Origin of the sequence: Mesorhizobium sp. NZP2298 (assembly GCF_013170825.1) — a bacterium.
GTDB lineage: Bacteria > Pseudomonadota > Alphaproteobacteria > Rhizobiales > Rhizobiaceae > Mesorhizobium.
The window spans coordinates 3,065,038-3,084,916 of sequence record NZ_CP033365.1 but is presented as its reverse complement, the minus strand read 5'-3'; the positions used below and the strand labels follow the sequence as shown (position 1 = coordinate 3,084,916).

Annotated in this window: 22 protein-coding genes; 14 read left to right on the top strand and 8 right to left on the bottom strand. The window is 63.3% G+C overall.

Translation table 11 applies throughout. The features are described from left to right. The first annotated feature begins 13 nt into the window (after positions 1-13). The 7 genes from EB231_RS14945 to EB231_RS14915 all read left to right on the top strand — a co-directional run bounded on the left by EB231_RS14945 (position 14) and on the right by EB231_RS14915 (position 9,416). Positions 14-853, top strand: coding sequence for an ABC transporter permease (locus EB231_RS14945; protein ID WP_172349477.1), 840 nt, complete (start codon positions 14-16; stop codon positions 851-853). Continuing rightward, positions 850-1,992: an ABC transporter substrate-binding protein gene (locus EB231_RS14940; RefSeq protein WP_172349476.1), complete on the top strand. Its 1,143-nt coding sequence runs from the start codon at positions 850-852 to the stop codon at positions 1,990-1,992. The genes EB231_RS14945 and EB231_RS14940 overlap by 4 nt, the downstream gene beginning before the upstream one ends. Continuing rightward, positions 1,985-3,163, top strand: a complete 1,179-nt coding sequence (locus EB231_RS14935) for an ABC transporter ATP-binding protein (protein WP_172349475.1) — start codon at positions 1,985-1,987, stop codon at positions 3,161-3,163. The genes EB231_RS14940 and EB231_RS14935 overlap by 8 nt, the downstream gene beginning before the upstream one ends. 223 nt (positions 3,164-3,386) lie before the next feature. Further along, positions 3,387-6,020: a bifunctional diguanylate cyclase/phosphodiesterase gene (locus EB231_RS14930; protein ID WP_172349474.1), complete on the top strand. Its 2,634-nt coding sequence runs from the start codon at positions 3,387-3,389 to the stop codon at positions 6,018-6,020. 265 nt (positions 6,021-6,285) lie between these two features. Then, positions 6,286-7,818 (top strand): FAD-dependent monooxygenase, encoded by a 1,533-nt coding sequence (locus EB231_RS14925; RefSeq protein WP_172349473.1) that lies wholly within the window; start codon positions 6,286-6,288, stop codon positions 7,816-7,818. Positions 7,819-7,914: 96 nt separating this feature from the next. Further along, positions 7,915-8,625 (top strand): hypothetical protein, encoded by a 711-nt coding sequence (locus EB231_RS14920; RefSeq protein ID WP_172349472.1) that lies wholly within the window; start codon positions 7,915-7,917, stop codon positions 8,623-8,625. A gap of 143 nt (positions 8,626-8,768) precedes the next feature. Beyond that, positions 8,769-9,416 carry a glutathione S-transferase family protein gene (locus EB231_RS14915; protein ID WP_172349471.1) on the top strand — a complete coding sequence of 216 codons (648 nt, stop codon included), beginning with the start codon at positions 8,769-8,771 and terminating at the stop codon, positions 9,414-9,416. Between the two features lie 15 nt (positions 9,417-9,431). Here EB231_RS14915 and EB231_RS14910 read toward each other — a convergent pair whose 3' ends face one another. Then, complete coding sequence (locus EB231_RS14910; RefSeq protein WP_172349470.1) at positions 9,432-9,602, bottom strand: hypothetical protein; 171 nt, start codon at positions 9,600-9,602, stop codon at positions 9,432-9,434. A 103-nt stretch (positions 9,603-9,705) separates the two neighbouring features. Here EB231_RS14910 and EB231_RS14905 point away from each other — a divergent pair, with 103 nt between their 5' ends. Continuing rightward, on the top strand, positions 9,706-9,852 hold the full coding sequence (locus EB231_RS14905; protein ID WP_172349469.1) for a hypothetical protein: 147 nt from the start codon (positions 9,706-9,708) through the stop codon (positions 9,850-9,852). Then, entirely contained in the window at positions 9,815-10,201 is a 387-nt protein-coding gene (locus EB231_RS14900; RefSeq protein ID WP_172349468.1) for a hypothetical protein, read from the top strand. The genes EB231_RS14905 and EB231_RS14900 overlap by 38 nt, the downstream gene beginning before the upstream one ends. Positions 10,202-10,372: 171 nt before the next feature. Here EB231_RS14900 and EB231_RS14895 read toward each other — a convergent pair whose 3' ends face one another. After that, positions 10,373-10,735 carry a hypothetical protein gene (locus EB231_RS14895; protein WP_172349467.1) on the bottom strand — a complete coding sequence of 121 codons (363 nt, stop codon included), beginning with the start codon at positions 10,733-10,735 and terminating at the stop codon, positions 10,373-10,375. Between the two features lie 242 nt (positions 10,736-10,977). On the opposite strand from EB231_RS14895, the gene EB231_RS14890 reads away from it, so the two are divergent. After that, the gene (locus tag EB231_RS14890; RefSeq protein WP_172349466.1) at positions 10,978-11,418 is read left to right on the top strand and encodes a hypothetical protein; all 441 of its coding nucleotides are present in this window, start codon (positions 10,978-10,980) and stop codon (positions 11,416-11,418) included. A gap of 71 nt (positions 11,419-11,489) precedes the next feature. On the opposite strand, the gene EB231_RS14885 is transcribed toward EB231_RS14890, so the two are convergent. After that, positions 11,490-13,112 carry an ABC-F family ATP-binding cassette domain-containing protein gene (locus EB231_RS14885; protein WP_172349465.1) on the bottom strand — a complete coding sequence of 541 codons (1,623 nt, stop codon included), beginning with the start codon at positions 13,110-13,112 and terminating at the stop codon, positions 11,490-11,492. Between the two features lie 387 nt (positions 13,113-13,499). Here EB231_RS14885 and EB231_RS14880 point away from each other — a divergent pair, with 387 nt between their 5' ends. Both EB231_RS14880 and EB231_RS14875 read left to right on the top strand, forming a co-directional pair. Further along, positions 13,500-13,811, top strand: coding sequence for a hypothetical protein (locus EB231_RS14880; RefSeq protein WP_172349464.1), 312 nt, complete (start codon positions 13,500-13,502; stop codon positions 13,809-13,811). A gap of 31 nt (positions 13,812-13,842) precedes the next feature. Next, a complete protein-coding gene (locus EB231_RS14875; protein ID WP_172349463.1) occupies positions 13,843-14,196 on the top strand; it encodes a hypothetical protein in 354 nt (117 codons plus the stop codon). A 96-nt stretch (positions 14,197-14,292) separates the two neighbouring features. Here the strand turns inward: EB231_RS14875 and EB231_RS14870 are convergent, their stop codons facing one another. Continuing rightward, positions 14,293-15,396 carry a transporter substrate-binding domain-containing protein gene (locus tag EB231_RS14870; protein ID WP_246740959.1) on the bottom strand — a complete coding sequence of 368 codons (1,104 nt, stop codon included), beginning with the start codon at positions 15,394-15,396 and terminating at the stop codon, positions 14,293-14,295. Positions 15,397-15,784: 388 nt separating this feature from the next. Between EB231_RS14870 and EB231_RS14865 the strand changes: the two genes are divergently transcribed. Further along, entirely contained in the window at positions 15,785-16,273 is a 489-nt protein-coding gene (locus EB231_RS14865) for an RrF2 family transcriptional regulator (protein ID WP_172349462.1), read from the top strand. A gap of 99 nt (positions 16,274-16,372) precedes the next feature. Here the strand turns inward: EB231_RS14865 and EB231_RS14860 are convergent, their stop codons facing one another. The 3 genes from EB231_RS14860 to EB231_RS14850 all read right to left on the bottom strand — a co-directional run bounded on the left by EB231_RS14860 (position 16,373) and on the right by EB231_RS14850 (position 18,150). Continuing rightward, positions 16,373-16,801, bottom strand: coding sequence for a cupin domain-containing protein (locus EB231_RS14860; RefSeq protein ID WP_172349461.1), 429 nt, complete (start codon positions 16,799-16,801; stop codon positions 16,373-16,375). A gap of 52 nt (positions 16,802-16,853) precedes the next feature. After that, positions 16,854-17,606, bottom strand: a complete 753-nt coding sequence (locus tag EB231_RS14855; RefSeq protein ID WP_172349460.1) for an SDR family oxidoreductase — start codon at positions 17,604-17,606, stop codon at positions 16,854-16,856. Between the two features lie 64 nt (positions 17,607-17,670). Then, a complete protein-coding gene (locus EB231_RS14850; protein WP_172349459.1) occupies positions 17,671-18,150 on the bottom strand; it encodes a carboxymuconolactone decarboxylase family protein in 480 nt (159 codons plus the stop codon). Positions 18,151-18,277: 127 nt separating this feature from the next. On the opposite strand from EB231_RS14850, the gene EB231_RS14845 reads away from it, so the two are divergent. Next, entirely contained in the window at positions 18,278-19,255 is a 978-nt protein-coding gene (locus EB231_RS14845) for a LysR family transcriptional regulator (protein WP_172349458.1), read from the top strand. Here EB231_RS14845 and EB231_RS14840 read toward each other — a convergent pair. Further along, positions 19,234-19,833: a YdeI/OmpD-associated family protein gene (locus tag EB231_RS14840; protein WP_172349457.1), complete on the bottom strand. Its 600-nt coding sequence runs from the start codon at positions 19,831-19,833 to the stop codon at positions 19,234-19,236. The genes EB231_RS14845 and EB231_RS14840 overlap by 22 nt on opposite strands. Between the last annotated feature and the right edge of the window lie 46 nt (positions 19,834-19,879).

Genomic DNA, 19,879 nt, shown 5'->3' with positions numbered 1-19,879 from the left:
TGGGACGGGGCGAATGAAGGCGCGGCGCAAGGAGGAAGGCAGATGGGCCTGGCGGCTGACCGGCTTCGTCACGCTCTGCGTCTACATCTTCATGTTCGCGCCGATCGTGGCGACGGTCATCCTGTCGTTCAACGCCTCGATGTTCGGCGGCTTCCCGATGACCGGCTTTTCCCTGCAATGGTACGCCAAGCTGATGACCAACGAGCAGGTGCTGGCCGCCTTCCGCACCTCGCTGTGGATCGCGCTGGTCACCGCCGCCGTTACCACGGCGATAGGCGTGGTCACCGCCTTTGCGCTGGTGCGCTTCGAATTCCCCGGCAAGCAGGCGCTGAGCACGCTGGTAATCCTGCCGGCGCTGGTGCCGGAGACCATCCTCGGCGTCGGCCTTCTGGTGCTGATCAAGGCGGTCGACCAGCCAAGGACCATGCTGCTGCTGGTGCTCGGCCATATCCTGCTCGCCGTGCCCTATGTGGTGCTGATCGCGCAGGCGCGCATGGTCGGCATCCGGCGCGTCTACGAGGAGGCGGCGCTCTCGCTGGGCGCCTCGCGCTTCTCGTCGTTCCGCGAGATCACGCTGCCGCTGCTCATCCCCGCCGTCGTCGGCGGCGCGCTGCTCGCCTTCACCATCTCGTTCGACAACACGTCGGCCAGCCTGTTCTGGCGCCCGGCTGGCGTCGAAACCATGCCCACCCAGATCCTTTCGATGCTCAAGATCTCGATCAGCCCCGAGATCAACGCGCTCGGCACCGTGATGATCCTGGTGACCGTAGGCATCCCGCTGCTCGGCGGCCTGATCCTGCAAAGCCTGACCAGATTGAAAAGACGTGGCGAACCAAAGGAGGAAGCACGATGAAACTGTCCAACGGCAAGCGGCTTGAACGGCTGCAAGATAGATATCGCAACGGTGATCTCAGCCGCCGCACTTTCCTGACGCTGACAGCCGCCGCGGCTGCTGCGGCGGGTCTCGACATGCCCTGGATGCGGCAGGCGCTCGCCGCGGTCCAGGAGGTTCGTTTCGACGGCTGGGGCGGCACGGTGCAGGACGCGATCGACAAATACGCGTTCCAGCCTTACACGACCAAGACCAAGATCAAGGTCGTCCAGGGCACGTTCGGCGACGAGGACGAGATCATCACCAAGATCAAGACCTCGAAGCCCGGCGACTACCAGGTCATCCATTCCTCCGGCGTCAACTACTACATCAAATACGTCAATGGCGGCCTGACCTCGGAGATCAACGAGGCCAACATTCCCAACATGGCGAATGTGCTGCAGCCGATGATCGACCCGTTCCGCAAGCTGACGCCGAAACTCTCGGCCGTGCCTTACGACTACGGCACGACAGGCATCGCCTACAACACCAAGGTGATCTCGCCCGAGGAAGCCAAGGAAAAGGGCGCCGCCCTTTTGCTAGACAAGAAATATGCCGGCAAGGTCGGCGGCTATGACGACATGACGACGCGCGTCTGGTACGCCGCGCTCGCCACCGGACAGGACCCCAACAACATCAAGGACATGGACACGATCTGGGCCAAGGTGCGCGAGACGCGCGACCTCGCCAAGAAGTTCTGGAGCTCGGGCGCCGAGCTGATGGACCTGCTTTCCAAGGGCGAGATCGTGGTGACCGACGCCTGGTCGGGCCGCGTCGCCGCCTTGCAGGACCAGGGCCATCCGATCGGCTATCTCGATCCGGCCGGCTCCTACGCCTGGATGGAGGACATGCTGATCCTGAAGGGCTCGCCGATGGCCGAGTGCGAGGAGCTGATCAACTTCATGCTCGACCCGGCGACTTCCATCGCGGTGGCCGAGGGCCAGAGCTATCCGCCATCGCTCGACCCGACCAAGGTCAAGCTCACCGAGAAGATCGAGAAGCTGCCGGCCTTCGACAAGACGGGCACGATGAAGTCGCTGACCTTCGCCGACCCGGTCTACTGGGCGACCAATGAGGACGCCTGGACCAAGCAGTGGAACAGGATCTCGAAAGGTGCCTGACAGAAACGACCTTTCAGCATTGCCCCGGCCGGAAGCGGCCGGGGCGACGTCGTCCGGGGCGGGCAAGGCCGCACCGGACAGCGCCGAGGCGAGCCAGCCGGCGGTCGAGTTCCGCGACATCGACATCGCCTATGGCAAGTTCGTCGCCGTGCGCGATTTCTCGCTGTCGATCCGCAAGGGCTCCTTCGTCACGCTGCTCGGCCCTTCGGGCTGCGGCAAGACCACGATCCTGCGCTCGATCGCCGGCCTGGTCGACATTTCAGGCGGCCAGATCATGATCGATGGGCGCCGGGTCGACGACGTGCCGATCTACAAGCGCAATATCGGCCTTGTCTTCCAGAGCTACGCGCTGTTCCCGCACAAGACCGTGTTCGACAACGTCGCCTTCGGCCTGAAATACCGCAACGTGCCGAAGCCGGAAATCGTGCGCAGGGTCGGCAAGGCGCTCGAAATGGTGCGGCTGCCGGGCAGCGAGAAGAAACTGCCCTCGCAATTGTCGGGCGGCCAGCAGCAGCGCATCGCGCTTGCCCGCGCCATCGTTTTCGAGCCGCAGGTGCTTTTGCTCGACGAGCCGCTATCGGCCCTGGACGCCAACATGCGCGAGGAGATGCGCGTCGAGATCAAGAAAATCCAGAAGGAAACCGGCATCACCGCCATCTTCGTCACCCACGACCAGGAAGAAGCGCTCTCCATGTCGGACCGCATCGTGGTGATGAACGCGGGATCGGCCGAGCAGATCGGCACGCCCGAGGAAGTCTACGAGCGGCCCGCCACCGCCTTCGTCGCCGACTTCCTCGGCAAGGCCAACATGCTGGCCGGCACCGTGAGCGGATCGGGCAAGGCAACGGCGGTGGTGCTTGCCAGCGGCCAGACGGTCAACGTGGTCTGTCCAAGGCGGCTTGCCGACGGCAGCAAGGTCACCGTCGTGGTGCGGCCGCAGAAACTGACGGTCGGCGCGGCGCCGGGCGCCAACCTTCTGTCGGGCCGCGTCGTCTCGGCGTCATATCTGGGCGGCAGCGCCATCTACGAGATCGACATCGGCGGCAAGACCAGCATCCGGGCCAACGCAACGATCAGTGGCCGGGTCCTTCGCGAAGGCGAGACGATCGACCTCGGATTTGATCCCGAGGGCTGCGTTCTACTCGACGAGGACGGTCAGCGCATTTCGTGATGCGGGCCGCCCTGCCCCAGGCGGGGCTCCGTCCCGACAGCGACGACAGGGTGAAGTCGCGAACCAGGAGAAACGCAAACCGCCTTGCGATTGTACTTCCGCAATCCGTCCGCCCCGCCTTAGCTGATGCTGAAACTTCCTGCCAGCCTGGAAGGGCAAATTTAAGCGTTTGCTACTAGGCTCGATCGATGAGCTATTGTCCAGGAAAGGTATCCGGGTTGAATTGACCACAACAGGATTCAGTGTCGGCCGTGTAAGCCGGGCCGTTTTTTCTTCCGCCAACTTGCCGGCGGCGATCGCTTTTGTCGTGCTTCTGGTCTGCGCCGTCGTTGCCGACCAGCAGAACAGAAGGGTCTCCGATCAACTGGCGCGCGCCGACGTGCTGGCAAAGGTCAACATCATTCGCGCCAAGCTCGAAGGCAATATAAACGGCAATCTTCAGCTTGTTCAGGGACTGGTCTCGGCCATCGATACGGAACCCTATATGGGCCAGCAGCGATTTGCATCGCTTGCCGGCAATCTGTTCGAGCAAAAATCGCAATTGCGCAACATTGCCGGCGCGCCCAATCTTGTCATCTCGTTGATGTACCCTGTGGAAGGCAACGAGAAGGCGATCGGCCTCGACTACCGCAAGAATGAAGCGCAGCGCATGGCAGCGCTGCGGGCGCGCGACCAGCGCGTGCTGGTGTTTGCCGGCCCGGTCGACCTTGCCCAGGGCGGTCGCGGCTTCATCGGCCGCATTCCGGTCTTTGTGCCGACCGCGCGCGGCGGCGAACGCTTCTGGGGCATCGTTTCGGCGGTGGTCGATGTCGACCGGCTCTATGCGGCGAGCGGGCTGACCGACCCGGATCTCGACATCGATGTCGCGCTCACAGGCAAGGATGCGCTGGGTGGCGGCGGCGAACGCTTTTTCGGCGGCGAAAAGGTCATCGCCGGAAATCCCGTATCGGCCGATGTGCAAGTGCCATCAGGCTCCTGGCGGATTTCGGCCATTCCCAAAGGTGGCTGGCTGACAGCTCCGAAGAACGAATGGACCTTGCGGTCGCTGATGTTGCTCGCTGGCGCGCTGGTGGTGCTGCCGATCATGGCGGCCGGCCGGCTATTCGGCGAAAGGCAGAAAAACTACGCAGAGCTCAGGCGCCTGTCCGGGCGCCTGGAGCTGGCGCTTGAAGCCTCCGGTATCGGCGTTTGGGAACACGACCTCACAACCAACGAAATGGTTTGGGATGACCGCGTCAACGAAATCTACGGCAAGTCAGCCGACGGCAAGCCACGCGGTTATGATGACTGGGCGCAGGCGATCCACCCTGAAGATCTCGGACGGGCAAGACAGGATTTCGATTCAGCCGCAGCCCAAAAAGGCCCCTACTCCTCGCAATACCGGCTACTGCACCCCGACGGCACCGTCCGCCATGTGCGCACGCGCGCAACCTACTTCCAGGACATCGGCGGCACGCCCAAGTTGATCGGCGCCGAGTGGGATGTGACCAGCGACGTGCTGCTCAACGAAAACCTCGTTCGAGAGCGCCAGTTGACGGAATCGAAGAACGCCGAGCTCAATCTCGCCAAGGCACATATTGAATATGCGGCGCTGCACGATTCTCTGACCGGCCTTCCCAACCGCCGCTATCTCGATGAGCTGCTGGTCGAGAACGGCGAACCGGACCGGCGCACGGCACTGCTGCATCTGGACCTCGACCGCTTCAAGCAGATCAACGACACGCTCGGCCACGCCGCGGGCGATGCCATGCTGATGCATGCCTCCGAGGTTATCATGGCCAAAGCGGGCCCTGACGATTTCGTTGCGCGCATCGGCGGCGACGAGTTCGTCGTGGTGAGCCGTGGGCTTGACGACGACGAACTCTCGGCACTTGCCGACCGCATCATTGAGGACATGCGCCAGCCTGTCGATTATCGTGGCCATCCGTGCCGTTTTGGAGTGAGCATCGGCATTGCCGCCAACAGCGGCGTCGACGTAAAGCAGTTGCTGGTCAACGCCGATCTCGCGCTTTACCGGGCGAAAAGCCGTGGCCGCAACCGCTACGAATTCTTCAACGAGGAATTGCAGAGCGAGATCGTGCGGACCAAGCAGATCGCCGACGAGATTCTCGGCGGGTTGGAGCGGCACGAATTCGTCGCCTACTATCAACCGCAGTTCGACGCCAGGACGCTTGAGATCGTTGGCGTCGAGGCGTTGTCGCGCTGGAGGCATCCGCAACGGGGCATCCTGGCCCCCGACGCCTACCTCAAGGTGGCCGAAGAACTCAACGTCGTGTCGCTGATCGACCGCATCGTCCTCAAACACGCGCTGGAGAATTTCGAACGTTGGTCGCGCAGTCATCTCAACATCCCGCGCGTGTCGGTCAACGTCTCGGCGAGGCGCCTGGAGGACAAGGACTTGATCGAGGGCCTGCGCAAGCTCGCCATCAAGGCGGGAACCGTGTCGTTCGAACTGGTGGAGTCCATCTTCCTCGACGAAAACGACGATCTGGTCACCTGGAATATCGACCACATCAAGGGACTCGGCATAGACATCGAGATCGACGATTTCGGCACCGGCCATGCCTCGATCGTGTCGCTGCTTAAGCTGCGGCCGCGTCGCCTCAAGATCGACCGCCAACTGATCACACCCATCACCGGCTCTATGGCGCAACGGCACCTGGTGGCGTCGATCATCGAGATCGGCAAATCGCTCGGCATCGAAGTGGTTGCCGAGGGCGTCGAGACGATGGAGCACGCGCGTATACTGAAAGAACTTGGCTGCGATATCTTGCAGGGCTACCTTTTTAGCCGCCCGATGGAGGCCAAGGCCTTCAAGGCCTTCGCCCAGTCGCGCAAATGGCTGGCCGCGGGGTAGTGGCCCTACCCCCGGCGGTTGCCGCTTTGCCACCGCCGTACCTGTTGCATACCAATCGCCACATCGCTATGTAGCCGCTGTCGGAAAAGGCAGGGTTGGTTTGGTAAGCCCAACTCCTCTCGGTAACGGGAGCTCTGGTCTTTGGCTTCGTGCACGAGATCCCCACGACGAACATCGGACGCTGTTGAGCGCCCAATCGTTCGTCCGTGTGGCTCTCAAACGCGAGGAACGCTCCGGTCGAACACATCGACCAAGGAGCAGTTTCATGCACAACCCTATTCCCCGTGATGTCATCATTGCCGGCGCCGGTCCGGTCGGCCTGTTTCTCGCCTGCGAGCTGCGCCTGGCAGGCCTCCGCGTGCTGGTGCTGGAAAAGGCCGGAGATCCGCGCTCGCCGTTGAAGCGGCTGCCCTTCGGCATGCGCGGCCTTAACGTGCCCACGATCGAGGCCTTCTATCGGCGCGGCCTGCTGGACGACATCGCGCCGACTGCGAAGGATGGCCCGGGCGGCCGCACATTGGCCGCGCAGCACTGGATGCACCAGCCGCGCCGCCCGGGCGGCCATTTCGCCGGCATCCAGTTCTACCTCGACGCCGTCGACAGCTCGCAATGGCCCTATCACCTGCCCGGCCCGGCCGGCACCAGCATGGCGGTCGAGATGGAGCATCTCGAAACCGTGCTTGCCGCCCGCGCGAGCGCCATGGGCGCCGAGATCAGGCGCGGCCTTGGCGTCGACGGCTTCAGCCAGTCGGACGAGGACGTGACCGTCAGCGCCTGTGGCGAGACTTTTCACGCCCGCTGGCTCGTCGGTTGCGATGGCGGCCGCGGCACGGTTCGCAAGCTCGGCGGCTTTGCCTTCACCGGCACCGATGCCGAATTCACCGGCTATTCCGTCGAAGTCGAACTGGCCGATCCCGACACACTGAGCCTCGGCCGGAACTACACACCTAGGGGCATGTATACCTACGCACGGCCCGGCATCATCGCCATGGTCGAGTTCGACGGCGCCGCTTTCCACCGGACAGAGCCGATCACGCTGGAGCATGTACAAGCGGTGTTGCGCCGCGTGTCCGGCACGGAGGTCACCTTGACGGCGCTGCGCCTCGCCACGACCTGGACCGATCGCGCCTACCAGGCGAGCACCTACCGAAACAAGCGGGTGGTGCTTGCCGGCGATGCCGCGCATATCCATTCGCCTTTGGGCGGCCAGGGCCTCAACCTTGGGGTCGGCGACGCGATGAACCTCGGCTGGAAGCTCGCCGCCACCATCCGCGGCGACGCGCCGGCCGGCCTGCTCGACAGCTATTTCGATGAGCGGCATCCGGTGGGCGCGCAAATTCTCGACTGGTCGCGCGCCCAGGTCGCGCTGATGCGGCCAAACCGCGGCTCGCGCGCGCTCGAAGCCATCATCCGCGACCTCATCGCCACGCGCGACGGCGCGACCTACTTCGCCGAACGCGTCTGGGGCGTTTCCCTGCGCTACGATCTCGGCGGCGGCCACGGACTGGTGGGCCGCGGCGCGCCCGATTTCGAACTGGCCGACGGGACGAGGCTCGGCGAGCGCCTGAGGAGCGGGCAAGGCCTGCTGCTGGATTTCGATGCCCACCCTGCCCTGCAAGCGCTTGCAAGCCGCTGGGGCGGCCGGATCACCTATGTCGCCGAGGATGCCAGGGAGCGGATGGGCCTGAGCGCCCTGCTCGTGCGCCCCGATGGCTTCGTCGCCTGGGCTGCCGACGGTGAGCCTGACCCCGAGCAGGCTGCCCAGGCCGCGTCGCGATGGTTTGGCCAAGGCGACTAGCCGCCCATGTGCTAGAGGAACCGTTTGAGCATGGTTTCGGTTGTCTTCTGTGCGAACTGTCGTTCCACGAAGGCCCCTGATGAGCGAACATGAAACATGGCAGCCAAGAAGCGCGACTCCCTGCGGAAGATCCTGAGCGGCATCGTCGCCGCGATTGCCGCCACGCCTGATCGCACATCAGAGCAAGGCGCGAGCGCCGCCAAGGCGTCAGTGGTCGCCGAATGGCCGCTGCCGCCATCGGCGACGCTTGGCTCCGCCTTGCGCCTGAAGGGGATCGAGCGCGAAATTCGAGCCCGCCTGCCATGGGCAGTGAGGAAGTTTGCCAGGGCTGATACAGGCCGCATCGTATTGCGCATGTTGAAAACCGACGCGGATGCGTTCCAAGCCGCCTCTGAAACCATTTCCAGGACACTGGAGGGCATCGAAACACTGGCCGTGCTGCCGCGCGAGGCAGAGGACATTCTCACCATCTCCGCCCGCGAGCGCCATAAATGGCTGAAGGACGGTCGCCTGAAGAGCATCGGCACCCGCACCGTCAAGATGCGTGGGCGATCCAAGGCGGTGACCTTCCACGTTTTCGATCCACGCCACATCGAGGACATTCTCGATCGTGACCTGGCCAGCGCCTGGCGGGAGGAAGATGCGCGGGAAGCGTCCGAAAACAGACGGCGCGGTGCCGGCAAGGCCGCTCTGACGCGAGCTGGAAAACGGCAGCGTAAGGCGCGCAGCGCCAGGAGTTCAGGAAAGGATGATACTCCACGGCTGGAAGGTTGGGACACATTCGAGGCGGAAGGCCTGCTGCGCTAGGACCGAGGAGGCACTGCTCCGGTTCGGGCCGCGAAATCCAATGGCCGAAAAACGAGATGGCGTGTCGGGAATGACGTCGGCCGTTCGTCCTCTGGGTGCCACCGCCAAGAACCGGACACCGAACCGACCACCGGAGCCTGCCAATGCCCCCCACCATCACAGCCTTTGAACGATCGCCCGATGGCGGCAAGGGACTGGCGCGTGATACGCGCGTTCGCTGGGCGCTCGAGGAAGTGGGCCAGCCCTACGAGGTTCGTCTCGTTTCCTTCGCCGGAATGAAGGCGCCCGGCCATCTGGCCATCCATCCCTTCGGCCAGATCCCCACCTATGAGGAAGGATCTCTGTGCCTCTTCGAGACCGGCTCGATCGTCTTTCATCTTGCCGAGCAGCATGCGGGCCTTCTGCCTCGGGATCGCGATGCCCGCGCCCGCGCGATCACCTGGATGTTTGCCGCGCTCAACACCGTCGAGCCGCCGGTCCTCGACTTGACGACGGCCAGGATATTCGAAGCCGACAGGTCCTGGGCCAAGGAACGCCTGCCCTTGGTGAAAGACCGTGTTCGGGCAGTGCTGGACAAGCTCTCGGCCTATCTGGGCGCCGCAGAATGGCTCGATGGTGCATTCAGCGCGGGCGATCTGTTGATGGTATCGGTGCTGCTTCGGCTGCGAATGTCAGGCATTCTGGACGAATATCAGACCCTGGCTGCCTATGTCGCGCGCGGCGAAGCCCGGCCTGCTTATGCCAGGGCCTTCGCCGCGCAATTTGCGATAAACGCCCTGTCAAAGAGCTGACGCTATCAAAACCGATCAACGGTCTTGCGACCACGCTCCCAAGCCGGCCATGTCGGTCAGGCGGATCGCTGCCAGCGTATCGATCTCCTTCAAGACCGGCGTCTGCCGGGTGGCCTGCGCTTCGGGTTCGCTCTTGGCGGTGATGAGGCGGGCTTGGCCAATCATGGCTCGAACGGCGATCAGCATGCGTAATGTCCCTTAGCTTGTCTTGGGCTAAGAACTTGGCGAATGCACTTACGTTCCAAAGGCTGCTGACAAAGCCGTTCGGTGCAATCCAATGGCGGCTACGATGAGCCACGCAGCCCTTATCCAACAACAGAAAGTGATGGCCGGGATCAAAACCGTTTTAGGCAAGCTGCGAGTGAAGCGCTACGGTGGTGGTCAACTGGGGCAGGTAAATGAGTGGAATGAAGTGGAACGCAACGACAGCGACTGAGGCCCCCAGCTCAAATAGCCCCGATGAAACTATCGCTGGGACCAAAAATTTTGGAAGCGTAACGCAGGAACCGGTTCGCATTGAACAGTTTTGGGACAGGAACCGATTGGTTCCACCATTGATGGAGAGTTATCTTCCAAGCAATAGAATGTGGGCAGACGGAATATCAACGGTTGTTCAGCTCTTCATCGCATTTTTTATATCTGCAATAGTTTTTCATATTTTTTTAAAGATCGATAAAATATTTGCGGCAGTCACTCTCTTGGCGTTCTCATATATATTTGGTAGCTTTAACGCAAGAATGGCTCGCGCGCAGCGCAGATTTTATCTAGCCAAGAAAATAGAGTGAAGAAATTTGCAGGCCCTATAAATCCAGCTTTTAGGCGGTATATCGATAGGCGCTCGGGGGCAACGCTTCACCCTGAGACCGCCAACTATGTCCTGATCGACGTCGCCAGCGGCATGTTGCTGAGAGCGGCCCGCCGTGCGTGAGCCAGGCAGGCTGCCCCTCTAGCCACGACTACGGATATTTCGCCTGTGCGGCCGCCGGGCTCAGGTCACCCTCCAGCTCCTTCGGCAAGGGCAGGCTCGAGCATTGCAGGTGCACCTCGCGGGCGAACAGCTTTCGCTGCTTCTGCTCGGCCTCCTTGGTGGCCGCGATGATGCCTAGGCCGTACGGGCCAAGCGCCGCGAATTCCCAACCCGGATGCTGTTTCTCGCGAACCGCATAGTCCGCCGCCGCCGCGCGGGCCTGCTGGCATCCCGGCGACGCCCATTTCGGGTCTTGCGGCGAAAGCGACGCGCCATAGTCGACGGGAGAGGTCGCGCATCCAGCCACCGTCGCGGCCAATGCGGACATTGCAATGCGTATCGCAAGTCTCATCCCCGAAGCCTCTGCTGTTTGCCGTTCCGCTTTCCACGGACATTCGGGCCGCGCCATCACGTATACGCGATGTGCCGCTCCAGCGCTTGCCACAGGCCTCGCTTCGTGTCGATCTTCCCGCGGCCAGATTCGGGCCGCGTGCCTGGAACCAAATGACCGGCGAGACTGTTCAGTTGTAACTTTGACACAGCGCTGACGCGCCCGGCTGGTTGGGCAAGCGGCGATTTTAAGGAGCTTTCATCATGAAGATTTCGTCCGGATTTCGGTCCGTCGCGGTTGCCGCCATCGCCACGGCGGCAGTCAGCGTCGCCAGCGCCGCCCATGCCGATAGCGGCACGATCCGCTTTGCCGTCTACAAGGCTGCCTTCTTCGTCGGCGGCTCCGGCGGCGAAGGCACGTTCACCTTCCACGGCAAGACCTATCCGATCTCGATCGGCGGCGTCTCGGGCGGCCTCGCCTTCGGCGTTTCCAAGACCTATTTCCACGGCACCGTGCGCCACATCAGGCGCGCGCGCGACGTGACGGGGGTCTATGGCGCGGCGGGTGGCGGCGGCACGCTCGGCAAGGGTGCCCAGGTGATCGTCATGACCAATGACAAGGGCGCCCAGCTCGAACTCACCGGCAAGCAGGTTGGGCTGCAGGTCAACGCCGATCTCAGCGGCATGGCCATCTCGCTGCGATAAGGGCGGTCATTCCGCCCTTTACACGCAAGCTGGTCACAAGGGCGGCGTCGGCTCGACGACCGCCCTTGATGTCAGCTCCGCAAGCCCGGTGCTTCCTGCCCCGTCCTCTCGACATATTCCGTATAGCCGCCGCCATAGGTGTGGATGCCTTCGGGCGTCAGCTCCAGCACCCGGTTGGAGAGCGCGGCCAGGAAGTGCCGGTCGTGCGAGACGAACAGCATCGTGCCTTCATATTGCGAGAGCGCCTCGATCAGCATCTGCTTGGTGGCGATGTCGAGGTGGTTGGTCGGCTCGTCCAGCACCAGGAGGTTGGGCGGATCGAACAGCATCAGCGCCATCACCAGCCGCGCCTTCTCGCCGCCTGACAGCACCCGGCATTTCTTCTCGATCTCGTCCCCGGAAAAGCCGAAGCAGCCGGCAAGCGCGCGAAGCGGCGCCTGGCCGGCCTGCGGGAAATTGTCTTCCAGCGTCTGGAACACGGTGCGCTCGCCTTCCAGCAGCTCCATGGCGTGCTGGGCGAAATAGCCCATCTTCACGCTCGGTCCCCGCGCCACCGTGCCGGTGTCGGGGTCGGAAGCGCCGGCCACCAGCTTCAGCAGCGTCGACTTGCCGGCTCCGTTGACGCCCATGATGCACCAGCGTTCGCGGCGGCGGACCTGGAAGTCGAGCCCCTCATAGATGGTGCGGCTGCCATAGGCCTTGTGCACGTTCTTCAAGGTGACGACATCCTCGCCGCAGCGCGGCGCCGGCTGGAATTCGAAATTCACCTCATGGCGGCGCTTGGGCGGCTCGACGCGGTCGATCTTGTCGAGTTTCTTCACCCGGCTCTGCACCTGCGCCGCATGCGAGGCGCGCGCCTTGAAGCGCTCAATGAAGGCGATCTCCTTGGCCAGCATCGCCTGCTGGCGCTCGAACTGCGCCTGCTGCTGCTTGTCGGCGATCGCCCGCTGCTGCTGGTAGAATTCGTAGTTGCCCGAGTAAGCGGTCAGCGAACCGGCATCGATCTCGACGATCTTGTTGACGATGCGGTTCATGAACTCGCGGTCGTGCGAGGTCATCAAGAGCGCGCCGTCATAGCCCTTGAGGAACTGCTCCAGCCAGATCAGGCTTTCCAGGTCGAGATGGTTGGACGGCTCGTCAAGCAGCATGACGTCGGGCCGCATCAGAAGGATGCGCGCCAGCGCCACGCGCATCTTCCAGCCGCCGGAGAGCTTGCCGACATCGCCATCCATCATTTCCTGGGAAAAGCCCAGGCCATCGAGCACCTCGCGCGCCCGGCCGTCGAGCGCATAGCCGTCGAGTTCCTCGAAGCGATGCTGCGCCTCGCCATATTTCTCGATGATCTCGTCCATGCGGTCGGCCTGGTCGGGATCGGCCATGGCGGCCTCCAGTTCCGCCATCTCGGCCGCCACCTCGCTCACCGGCCCGGCGCCGTTCATCACTTCGGCGACAGCGCTATGGCCCGCCATGTCGCCGACATCCTGGCTGAAATAGCCGATGGTGACGCCGCGATCGACCTGCACCTGGCCCTCGTCGGGCTGCTCCTGGCTGGTGATCATGCGAAACAATGTCGTCTTGCCGGCGCCGTTCGGCCCGACAAGGCCGACCTTCTCGCCCTTCTGCAAGGAGGCCGATGCCTCGATGAAGACAAGCTGACGGCCGTTCTGCTTGCTGATGCTTTCAAGTCTGATCATGCGGTTTCCGGAGAATTGAAACTTGGGAGGATTTTCCCGGGGCCATACGCGATGGCGCGCATCAAAGGAAGAGGCGCTACCGCCGCAGCGGGCGCGACGCTTCTCCCTTCTCCCCTTGTGGGAGAAGGTGGCCTCGCAAAGCGAGGTCGGATGAGGGGTGCTCCAGCTTGGCACCGACGGTCCTCTGTGGCGCGCCCCTCGTCCGTCTCGGCGCTGCGCGCCGATCCACCTTCTCCCACAAGGGGAGAAGGGAAAAAGGCCCCCAGACACACTTCAGAAACAAGATTCAACATCCGGGAAAAACTGAGGAAAACATCGTCTGCGATAACCATCCTCGCGGCGGTCGAACAGAGACCGCCACATCAACGCAAAGGGATGGTCCCGACAATGCAACGACGTTCGACCGGATGGATGGGTGCCCTGACCGGCATTTCGCTTGCCATGCTCGCGGTCGCGCAGTCGGGTGCGGAGGCGGCGGTTACCCGGAGCGAATATTGCAGCCGGCTCGGACTTCAACTCGACGGAGCCATCCGGACCAAAGCCGAACCCGGTGCCAGTGCGAGCCAGATCGCGCAGGCAACGGCACTCCAGGACAAGGCGAACCGGTTCTGTTCCGAGCGCAAGCAGGCGCAAGGCATCCGGACCTACGCCAACGCCCTGAAACTTCTTGGCGTGACGCCGGTCGACCTCGACCAGTGACAGCAACCATCAACCCCTAGGGAAGCCTACCATGAACAAGCCCCTCCTCTCTGCCCTCGGCCTGGCCATCGCTCTCGGTCTGGCAATGCCGGTTGTCGCCAATGCGGCGGCCACAACAGCCACCACGACGACGACGACAGCTCCGGCCACGACGACCGCCCCCGCGGCCGCTCCGGCGGCTGCCGCTGCCGTGGACGCGGCGAAGACGCCGGTCAAGGCGGCCGCGCACAAGCGTCACCGGCACCACAAGAAGCACCACGGGCATGTGCGCAAGCACGCTCACCGGCACGCGGGCAAGAAGCACGGCCACCGGCACGTCGCCAAGAAGCATCACCACATCCGTACCCACAAGAAGCATGGCCACAAGCACGCCAAGGCTGCTTGAGCTGCCCTGACTTCTCTCTGACTTCCTCCCGGGAAAAAGCCGCCACTCGCATGAAGCGAGGGCGGCTTTTTCTTGCGCGCGCTGCCCTTTGCCGAGCTATTTCTCGCCCAGATACTGGAAAACGGCCTGCTTCCACCAGTCGCTCTCCATCGTCTGCAGCAGGGCGACATCGAGAGGTTTGCGCAGCGGGCTGCCGAGCGGCAGCGCGATGGCGTATTGCTGCTGGTCGAAGCTCGCGTCGAGAACCTGCAGGCTGGTCGCGTAGTTCTGCCCGACCAGCCAGCCAAGCAGCGGCTTGTCGTGGACCAGCGCATCGATCTTGCCGGCGCGCAGCGTGTCGAGGCCTTGCTCGACCGTGGCGAAGTCCTGATGGCGGGTATGGGTCGAATCCAGGTAGGACGCCGTCGACGAATTCCGCACGGCGCCGACCCTGACCTTGGCGAGATCGCTTTCGCCCTGCACCATGCCTTCCATCTGCGTCACCGTCAGCACCGATGTGACGCCGGCGGTGAACACCGCGATCGCGATGATCGAGCCGATCATCCAGATCGCGGCGAGCACGCGTCCCGGCACGGTCCGCGGCCCGAAATCGCCGGTGCTGGCCTGTGTCGCGGCGATGGTCGACCACCACATGCTGGAAAACAGGCCCCTGGCGACGCCGCCGCCGAAATCATCATTGTGGCGGCGCTCGAACATCCAGATCAGCACGCCGACCACCACCGATATGACGATCAGCCCCAGCACCGCCTGCAGGAATCCGAACGAGGTCAGCGCGCGCAGCACCGGCCGCCAGGAGGGCTGGCTGTTGAGCGGCGTGGCGATGCCGAGCCCGGTCGAGAAAAAGGGCTGCGTGAAGTCGACGACCTTTTCGCGGTCGGCGGTGACCGTGATCGCGGCCATCGCCGCATCGAACTTGCCGCCGACGACACCGTCGATCTGGTCCTGCACGCTTGGCACTTCGACATAGCGGAAGCGAAGGTTGAGCCGCCCCGCTATTTTCTGCCAGAGGTCGACGCTCAACCCCGACCAGGTGCCGTCCTGCAGCTTGAAGGCGAAGGGCGGCGCGGCCTTGATCCCGACCGCTATCTCCTTGGCGGGCAGGGACGAGGACTGATCGGTCTGCGCGGTGGCGCCGGTTGCGGCACACGCGACGGCGGCGACGAGGAACAACGTCATCGCCCACGAAGCAACTCTTCTCAACGGCAAGGACTCCCGCGACCAGCTCCGCCGCCCGATCGTCGCGGCGTTCGAAAAGTAGCGGTCACGCCGCCCTTCGTCCACCCGCGATGTTGGCATCGGCCAGCAAGCGGAGCACGATAGGCCGGCGCCGATTCAAGTAAAAACAGGCAGTTAGCGCAATTTCGCGATTCACCTGTTGAACCGCCAATGCCGAGTGCGGCCCGAACCTGTGGGCCGCTCATGCCGCTGTCGAAGACGACAGTGCCGGGATCGAGCGGCGGGCCTGCGACGGCGGTCCGGCCTCGACCCACAACCGTCCGACCGTGCCGCCGGAACCTGTCTGTTTACACCATGGCAGAATAGGGATATTTCATATCCTTAATAGAGTTCGGTCGGCCGGAATCCGTGGATGATCCTGAAAAGCCAAGTCGAATGGGCGCTGCACTGCTGCGCCATTCTCGCCGGTCTGCCCGAGGGGCGCTATCTTTCCACGAAAGCGCTCGCCGAATTCCACGGCCTTCCCAAGGAATATCTTTCCAAGGCTCTGCAAAGCCTGTCGCAGGCGGGTCTGGTCGCTACGACGCTGGGGCCGTCAGGTGGATACCGGTTGGCGCGGCCACCGGCCGAGCTGACTTTCCTCGACATCGTCGAAGCGGTGGAGGGCAAGGCGCGGACGTTTGTGTGCAACAACATCCGCGAGAACAATCCGTGTCGTCCCCAGGGCTATTGCGAAAGCGGGCCTTGCCCGGTGGCGCGCATCATGTGGGAAGCCGACGAGGCCTGGCGTGAAAAATTGCGCGCCGTCAGGCTTTCCGACCTGACCGAAGCGCTGGCCCTCGACATTCCGGCGGACCTTTGGAAAAGCAGCTTCGAATGGGTGCTGGAGCGAGCCGGATGACCGCGACGGGCGACGGGCCTCTCGTCGCGGGTAGAACCCCCGTGATCCGGGTTAACAGGCACGGCCGGACGCCAGGAAGGGGCGCCCGGCCTTTTGCACCTACTTCTTGATCGGATAGGTCAGTTCTTTCTGAGCGGTATCGACCACGAAGACGGCCAGCAGCTTTGCAGGCTTCGTCTTGCTGCCATTCGCGCTCACGCTGTGGCGATCGCCCGGCATCTCCGAAAAGCTTTCGCCGGCCTTGTAGACCTTGATCGGGCCGTCATTGACCTGGCTGCGGATGGAGCCCTCCAGAACCGTCGCGTAGATGAAGGCGGAGCTTGGATGCGTATGCGCCTCCGAAGTACCGCCCGGGCCGTATTCGACCAGAATACCCTTGATGCTCTTGCCCGGGACATTCGGCAGCTCATGCTCATAGACGAGGGTGACCTTGGCCGCCTTCTGGCCGGCGTCATGGGCCTCTGTGGCTCCGGCCGGGCCGGCCAGTGCTGCCGTCATGACGAGGGCGGCGGCTATTGACTTGAACATCTGAGAACTCCTTTTTGTGTTGAGCGACGTGCCGCGACCCGCATCCTGGCGGTCACTTCCGCGCCGAGGTCGGAAACCACTGCTCGAAGGTGATGCGGCCAAGACGGGGATTGTTGTCGGAGACGAGCGAAGTGTCGTTCAGCCGCGCGCCGAAGTAGAGCGCCTCCGGATCGGCCACCACCTCGCGGGGATCGCCGACAGCCTTGAGGTAGCGGGCGACGAGCTCGCTCATGCGCACACGCTCTGGACCTGAAATCTCGATCATGCCGTTGATCGGCGCGGCGAGCGCGACCCCGGCCATGACGTCGGCGACGTCGTCCGATGCGATGGGCTGCACATAGGCCGGCGACAGATGCACGGCCTCGCCAACAGTGCCCGACTTGGCGATGCCGGCCAGGAATTCCATGAACTGCGTGGAATGAACGATGGTGTAGGGAATGCCGGAAGCCTTGATCAGATTCTCCTGGACGAGCTTGGCGCGGAAATAGCCGCAATCCTGCAGGCGTTCGGTGCCGACCACCGAGAGCGCGATATGGTGCCTGACCCCGGCGACCTTGTCCGCGGCGAGCAGGTTGCGGCCCGACGTCTCGAAGAAGTCCATCGCCGCCTTGTCCTCGAAGGAGGGTGAATTGGCGAGGTCGATGACGACCTCCGCGCCTTGGAGCGCCTCTGGCAGGCCTTCGCCGGTGATGGTGTTGACGCCGGTATTGGGTGCGGCGGCAATCACCTCGTGACCTTGCCCGCGCAGGCGTTCGGCGGTCTTGGAACCGATGAGACCGGTGCCCCCGATGATGACGATTTTCATAACAGTCTCCGTTTGCGGCCGCACTGTTGCGCCGCATCGATCGATGGGTTTGTTCGGCGACGGGTTAGTTCAGGCCGGCCTTGTCGAGACCGTAGGCCTTGTCCGCGGAGCCGGGCACGGTCTTGAAGGCGACGTTGACGCGGTTCCAGGCGTTGATGGCCATGATCGAGAAGGTGAGGTCGGAGATTTCCTTTTCAGAGAGCTGCCCGCGCACGCGCTCGTAGAGTTCGTCCGGGATACCGCCTTCGGGGAGTTTGGTGACGGCCTCGGTCCAGGCAAGGGCGGCGCGTTCACGGGGAATGAAAAGGCTCGATTCCCGCCAGACGGCGACGTGGTAAAGCCGCAGCTCGCTCTCGCCATGGATCTTGGCTTCCTTGACATGCATGTCGAGGCAGAAGGCGCAGCCATTGATCTGGGAAGCCCGGATGTGGACCAGATCGCGGATCTTCTCTTCGATGGCGCCATGTGTCTCAGCCATGCTGAGATCGATGAGCTTCTTGAACAATTCAGGCGATTGCTGCGCGGCGTTGAGGCGGTGTGTCATGGCTTTCCCTTATTTGAGGATATTTTATGTCCTTAAGGATATTTAATATCCATAATCTCTGGACAGTAAAGTGCCACCCGCCTAGAATGCGGACATAAGGCTTATGTCGAAAAGTATGAGGGCGAGGATGGACGTCGTATCGGCGTTGCGAACGTTCCTGCGCGTGGCGCAGACAAAATCCTTCTCTGCGGCTGCCATCGACCTCGATCTGACGCAGCCGGCTGTATCCCGGCAGGTCTCCGCTTTGGAGGCGCATCTGAAGACCCGCCTTCTGCACCGCACGACGAGCGCGCTCGCCCTGACGGCGGAGGGTGAACGGGTGCTGCCGATGGCGCTGCGCGTCATTGAAGCGGTCGAAGCGCTCGGCCAGGCCAACGGCGCCGAAGCGGCAGCCGTATCCGGAAAGGTGAGGCTCAGCCTGCCGACGCCGCTTGGTTTCTTCATCAGCGACCGCCTGGCAACGCTGCTGGAGCGCCATCCGGCACTTCAGGTCGAACTGCTCCTTCGCGACGAGCCGTCCGAGCTGGTCGCGAACGCAATCGATCTCGAGGTACGGCTCGGGCCGGTAGGTGACAGCAGCCTGATGTGCCGCCGGATCGGCTGGACAACAGCCTTTCTCGTCGCCTCGCCAGCCTATCTCAAGGGACGCGACGCACCGCGAACCCCGCAAGACATCAAGGATCACGCCTGCATCTGTTACAGCCGTGGCGGCGACGGCCGGTCATGGTCGTTCTCCGGTGGAGCGGATGACGTTGTTCTGCGCATCGAGCCCCGCCTTGTCGCCAACAATTCAATGGCCGTCCATCGCGCGGCATTGGCAGGAGCCGGGCTTGCGGTGCTCTCCCACATCCTGGCCGGGCCGGACATCGAAGCCGGCAGGCTGGTCAGGCTGATGCCGGACTTTCCGCCGACACGCCTGCCGATCAACATCGTCTACCCATCCCGCCGGAATATACCGCCGCGTGTGACGACAGTCCTCGATTTTCTTGTCCAGGCCGTGCGCGACGACATCCTGATGGCGTCGGCGCCGCCCTCGCCGACCATTCCTATAACGTCGACCCACGCTCCAGCGCCGGACGCGCCCTACTTCTTGCCCTGCGGATAGATCGTCTCGCCGCGCTTCAGCATCGCCACGAAGGTCTCGATCTTCTTCTTGCGGCCGGCCTCGGTCTTCATGTTGTGGGTGCGGAAGGCGAGCGAGAAGCGGTTCTGCGCGCTGAGCTTTTCCAGCATCGCCTTCGCCGCTGGTTCGGCGTCGATCGCCGCCTGCAGATCGTCAGGGATTTTCATCTCCTTGCCGCTGCCATAGGCGCGCGCCCAGCGTCCGTCGGCCTTGGCGGCCTCGACTTGGCTCAGCCCATGCCCGGTCATGCGGCCCTCCTCGATGAGCCGCGCGACATTGTCGATGTTGATCTTGCTCCAGATGCTCTTCCTGCCGCGCGGCGTGTAGCGCTGCAGGAAACTGGTCTCGTCGAGCCCCTTGCGCACCGCGTCGATCCAGCCGAAGCACAGCACGACGTCGATGGCCTCCTTCGGCGTGATCGACTTCAGCCCCGAGCCGACCTTGTGCACCTTGATCCACACTTCGGTTTCCGTGGCGTGGTGCTGGCCGAGCCAGGCGTGGAAACTGGCCGCGTCGGGGAATTCCCGGACCTTGGCGGGATCGACCTTGACCGGCGCCATCAGCCAGCCCGCCTGTTCGGCATCATTGTCGCTGGCGTCGCTTTCA

What these genes read in the sequence shown, in the direction of transcription:
- EB231_RS14945 (WP_172349477.1), top strand. Translation starts at nt 14, where the DNA reads ATGAAGGCGCGGCGCAAGGAGGAAGGCAGATGGGCCTGGCGGCTGACC.
- EB231_RS14940 (WP_172349476.1), top strand. Translation starts at nt 850, where the DNA reads ATGAAACTGTCCAACGGCAAGCGGCTTGAACGGCTGCAAGATAGATAT.
- EB231_RS14925 (WP_172349473.1), top strand. Translation starts at nt 6,286, where the DNA reads ATGCACAACCCTATTCCCCGTGATGTCATCATTGCCGGCGCCGGTCCG.
- EB231_RS14920 (WP_172349472.1), top strand. Translation starts at nt 7,915, where the DNA reads ATGGCAGCCAAGAAGCGCGACTCCCTGCGGAAGATCCTGAGCGGCATC.
- EB231_RS14915 (WP_172349471.1), top strand. Translation starts at nt 8,769, where the DNA reads ATGCCCCCCACCATCACAGCCTTTGAACGATCGCCCGATGGCGGCAAG.
- EB231_RS14910 (WP_172349470.1), bottom strand. Translation starts at nt 9,602, where the DNA reads ATGCTGATCGCCGTTCGAGCCATGATTGGCCAAGCCCGCCTCATCACC.
- EB231_RS14905 (WP_172349469.1), top strand. Translation starts at nt 9,706, where the DNA reads ATGAGCCACGCAGCCCTTATCCAACAACAGAAAGTGATGGCCGGGATC.
- EB231_RS14900 (WP_172349468.1), top strand. Translation starts at nt 9,815, where the DNA reads ATGAGTGGAATGAAGTGGAACGCAACGACAGCGACTGAGGCCCCCAGC.
- EB231_RS14895 (WP_172349467.1), bottom strand. Translation starts at nt 10,735, where the DNA reads ATGAGACTTGCGATACGCATTGCAATGTCCGCATTGGCCGCGACGGTG.
- EB231_RS14890 (WP_172349466.1), top strand. Translation starts at nt 10,978, where the DNA reads ATGAAGATTTCGTCCGGATTTCGGTCCGTCGCGGTTGCCGCCATCGCC.
- EB231_RS14885 (WP_172349465.1), bottom strand. Translation starts at nt 13,112, where the DNA reads ATGATCAGACTTGAAAGCATCAGCAAGCAGAACGGCCGTCAGCTTGTC.
- EB231_RS14880 (WP_172349464.1), top strand. Translation starts at nt 13,500, where the DNA reads ATGCAACGACGTTCGACCGGATGGATGGGTGCCCTGACCGGCATTTCG.
- EB231_RS14875 (WP_172349463.1), top strand. Translation starts at nt 13,843, where the DNA reads ATGAACAAGCCCCTCCTCTCTGCCCTCGGCCTGGCCATCGCTCTCGGT.
- EB231_RS14865 (WP_172349462.1), top strand. Translation starts at nt 15,785, where the DNA reads ATGATCCTGAAAAGCCAAGTCGAATGGGCGCTGCACTGCTGCGCCATT.
- EB231_RS14860 (WP_172349461.1), bottom strand. Translation starts at nt 16,801, where the DNA reads ATGTTCAAGTCAATAGCCGCCGCCCTCGTCATGACGGCAGCACTGGCC.
- EB231_RS14855 (WP_172349460.1), bottom strand. Translation starts at nt 17,606, where the DNA reads ATGAAAATCGTCATCATCGGGGGCACCGGTCTCATCGGTTCCAAGACC.
- EB231_RS14850 (WP_172349459.1), bottom strand. Translation starts at nt 18,150, where the DNA reads ATGACACACCGCCTCAACGCCGCGCAGCAATCGCCTGAATTGTTCAAG.
- EB231_RS14845 (WP_172349458.1), top strand. Translation starts at nt 18,278, where the DNA reads ATGGACGTCGTATCGGCGTTGCGAACGTTCCTGCGCGTGGCGCAGACA.
- EB231_RS14840 (WP_172349457.1), bottom strand. Translation starts at nt 19,833, where the DNA reads ATGGCGCCGGTCAAGGTCGATCCCGCCAAGGTCCGGGAATTCCCCGAC.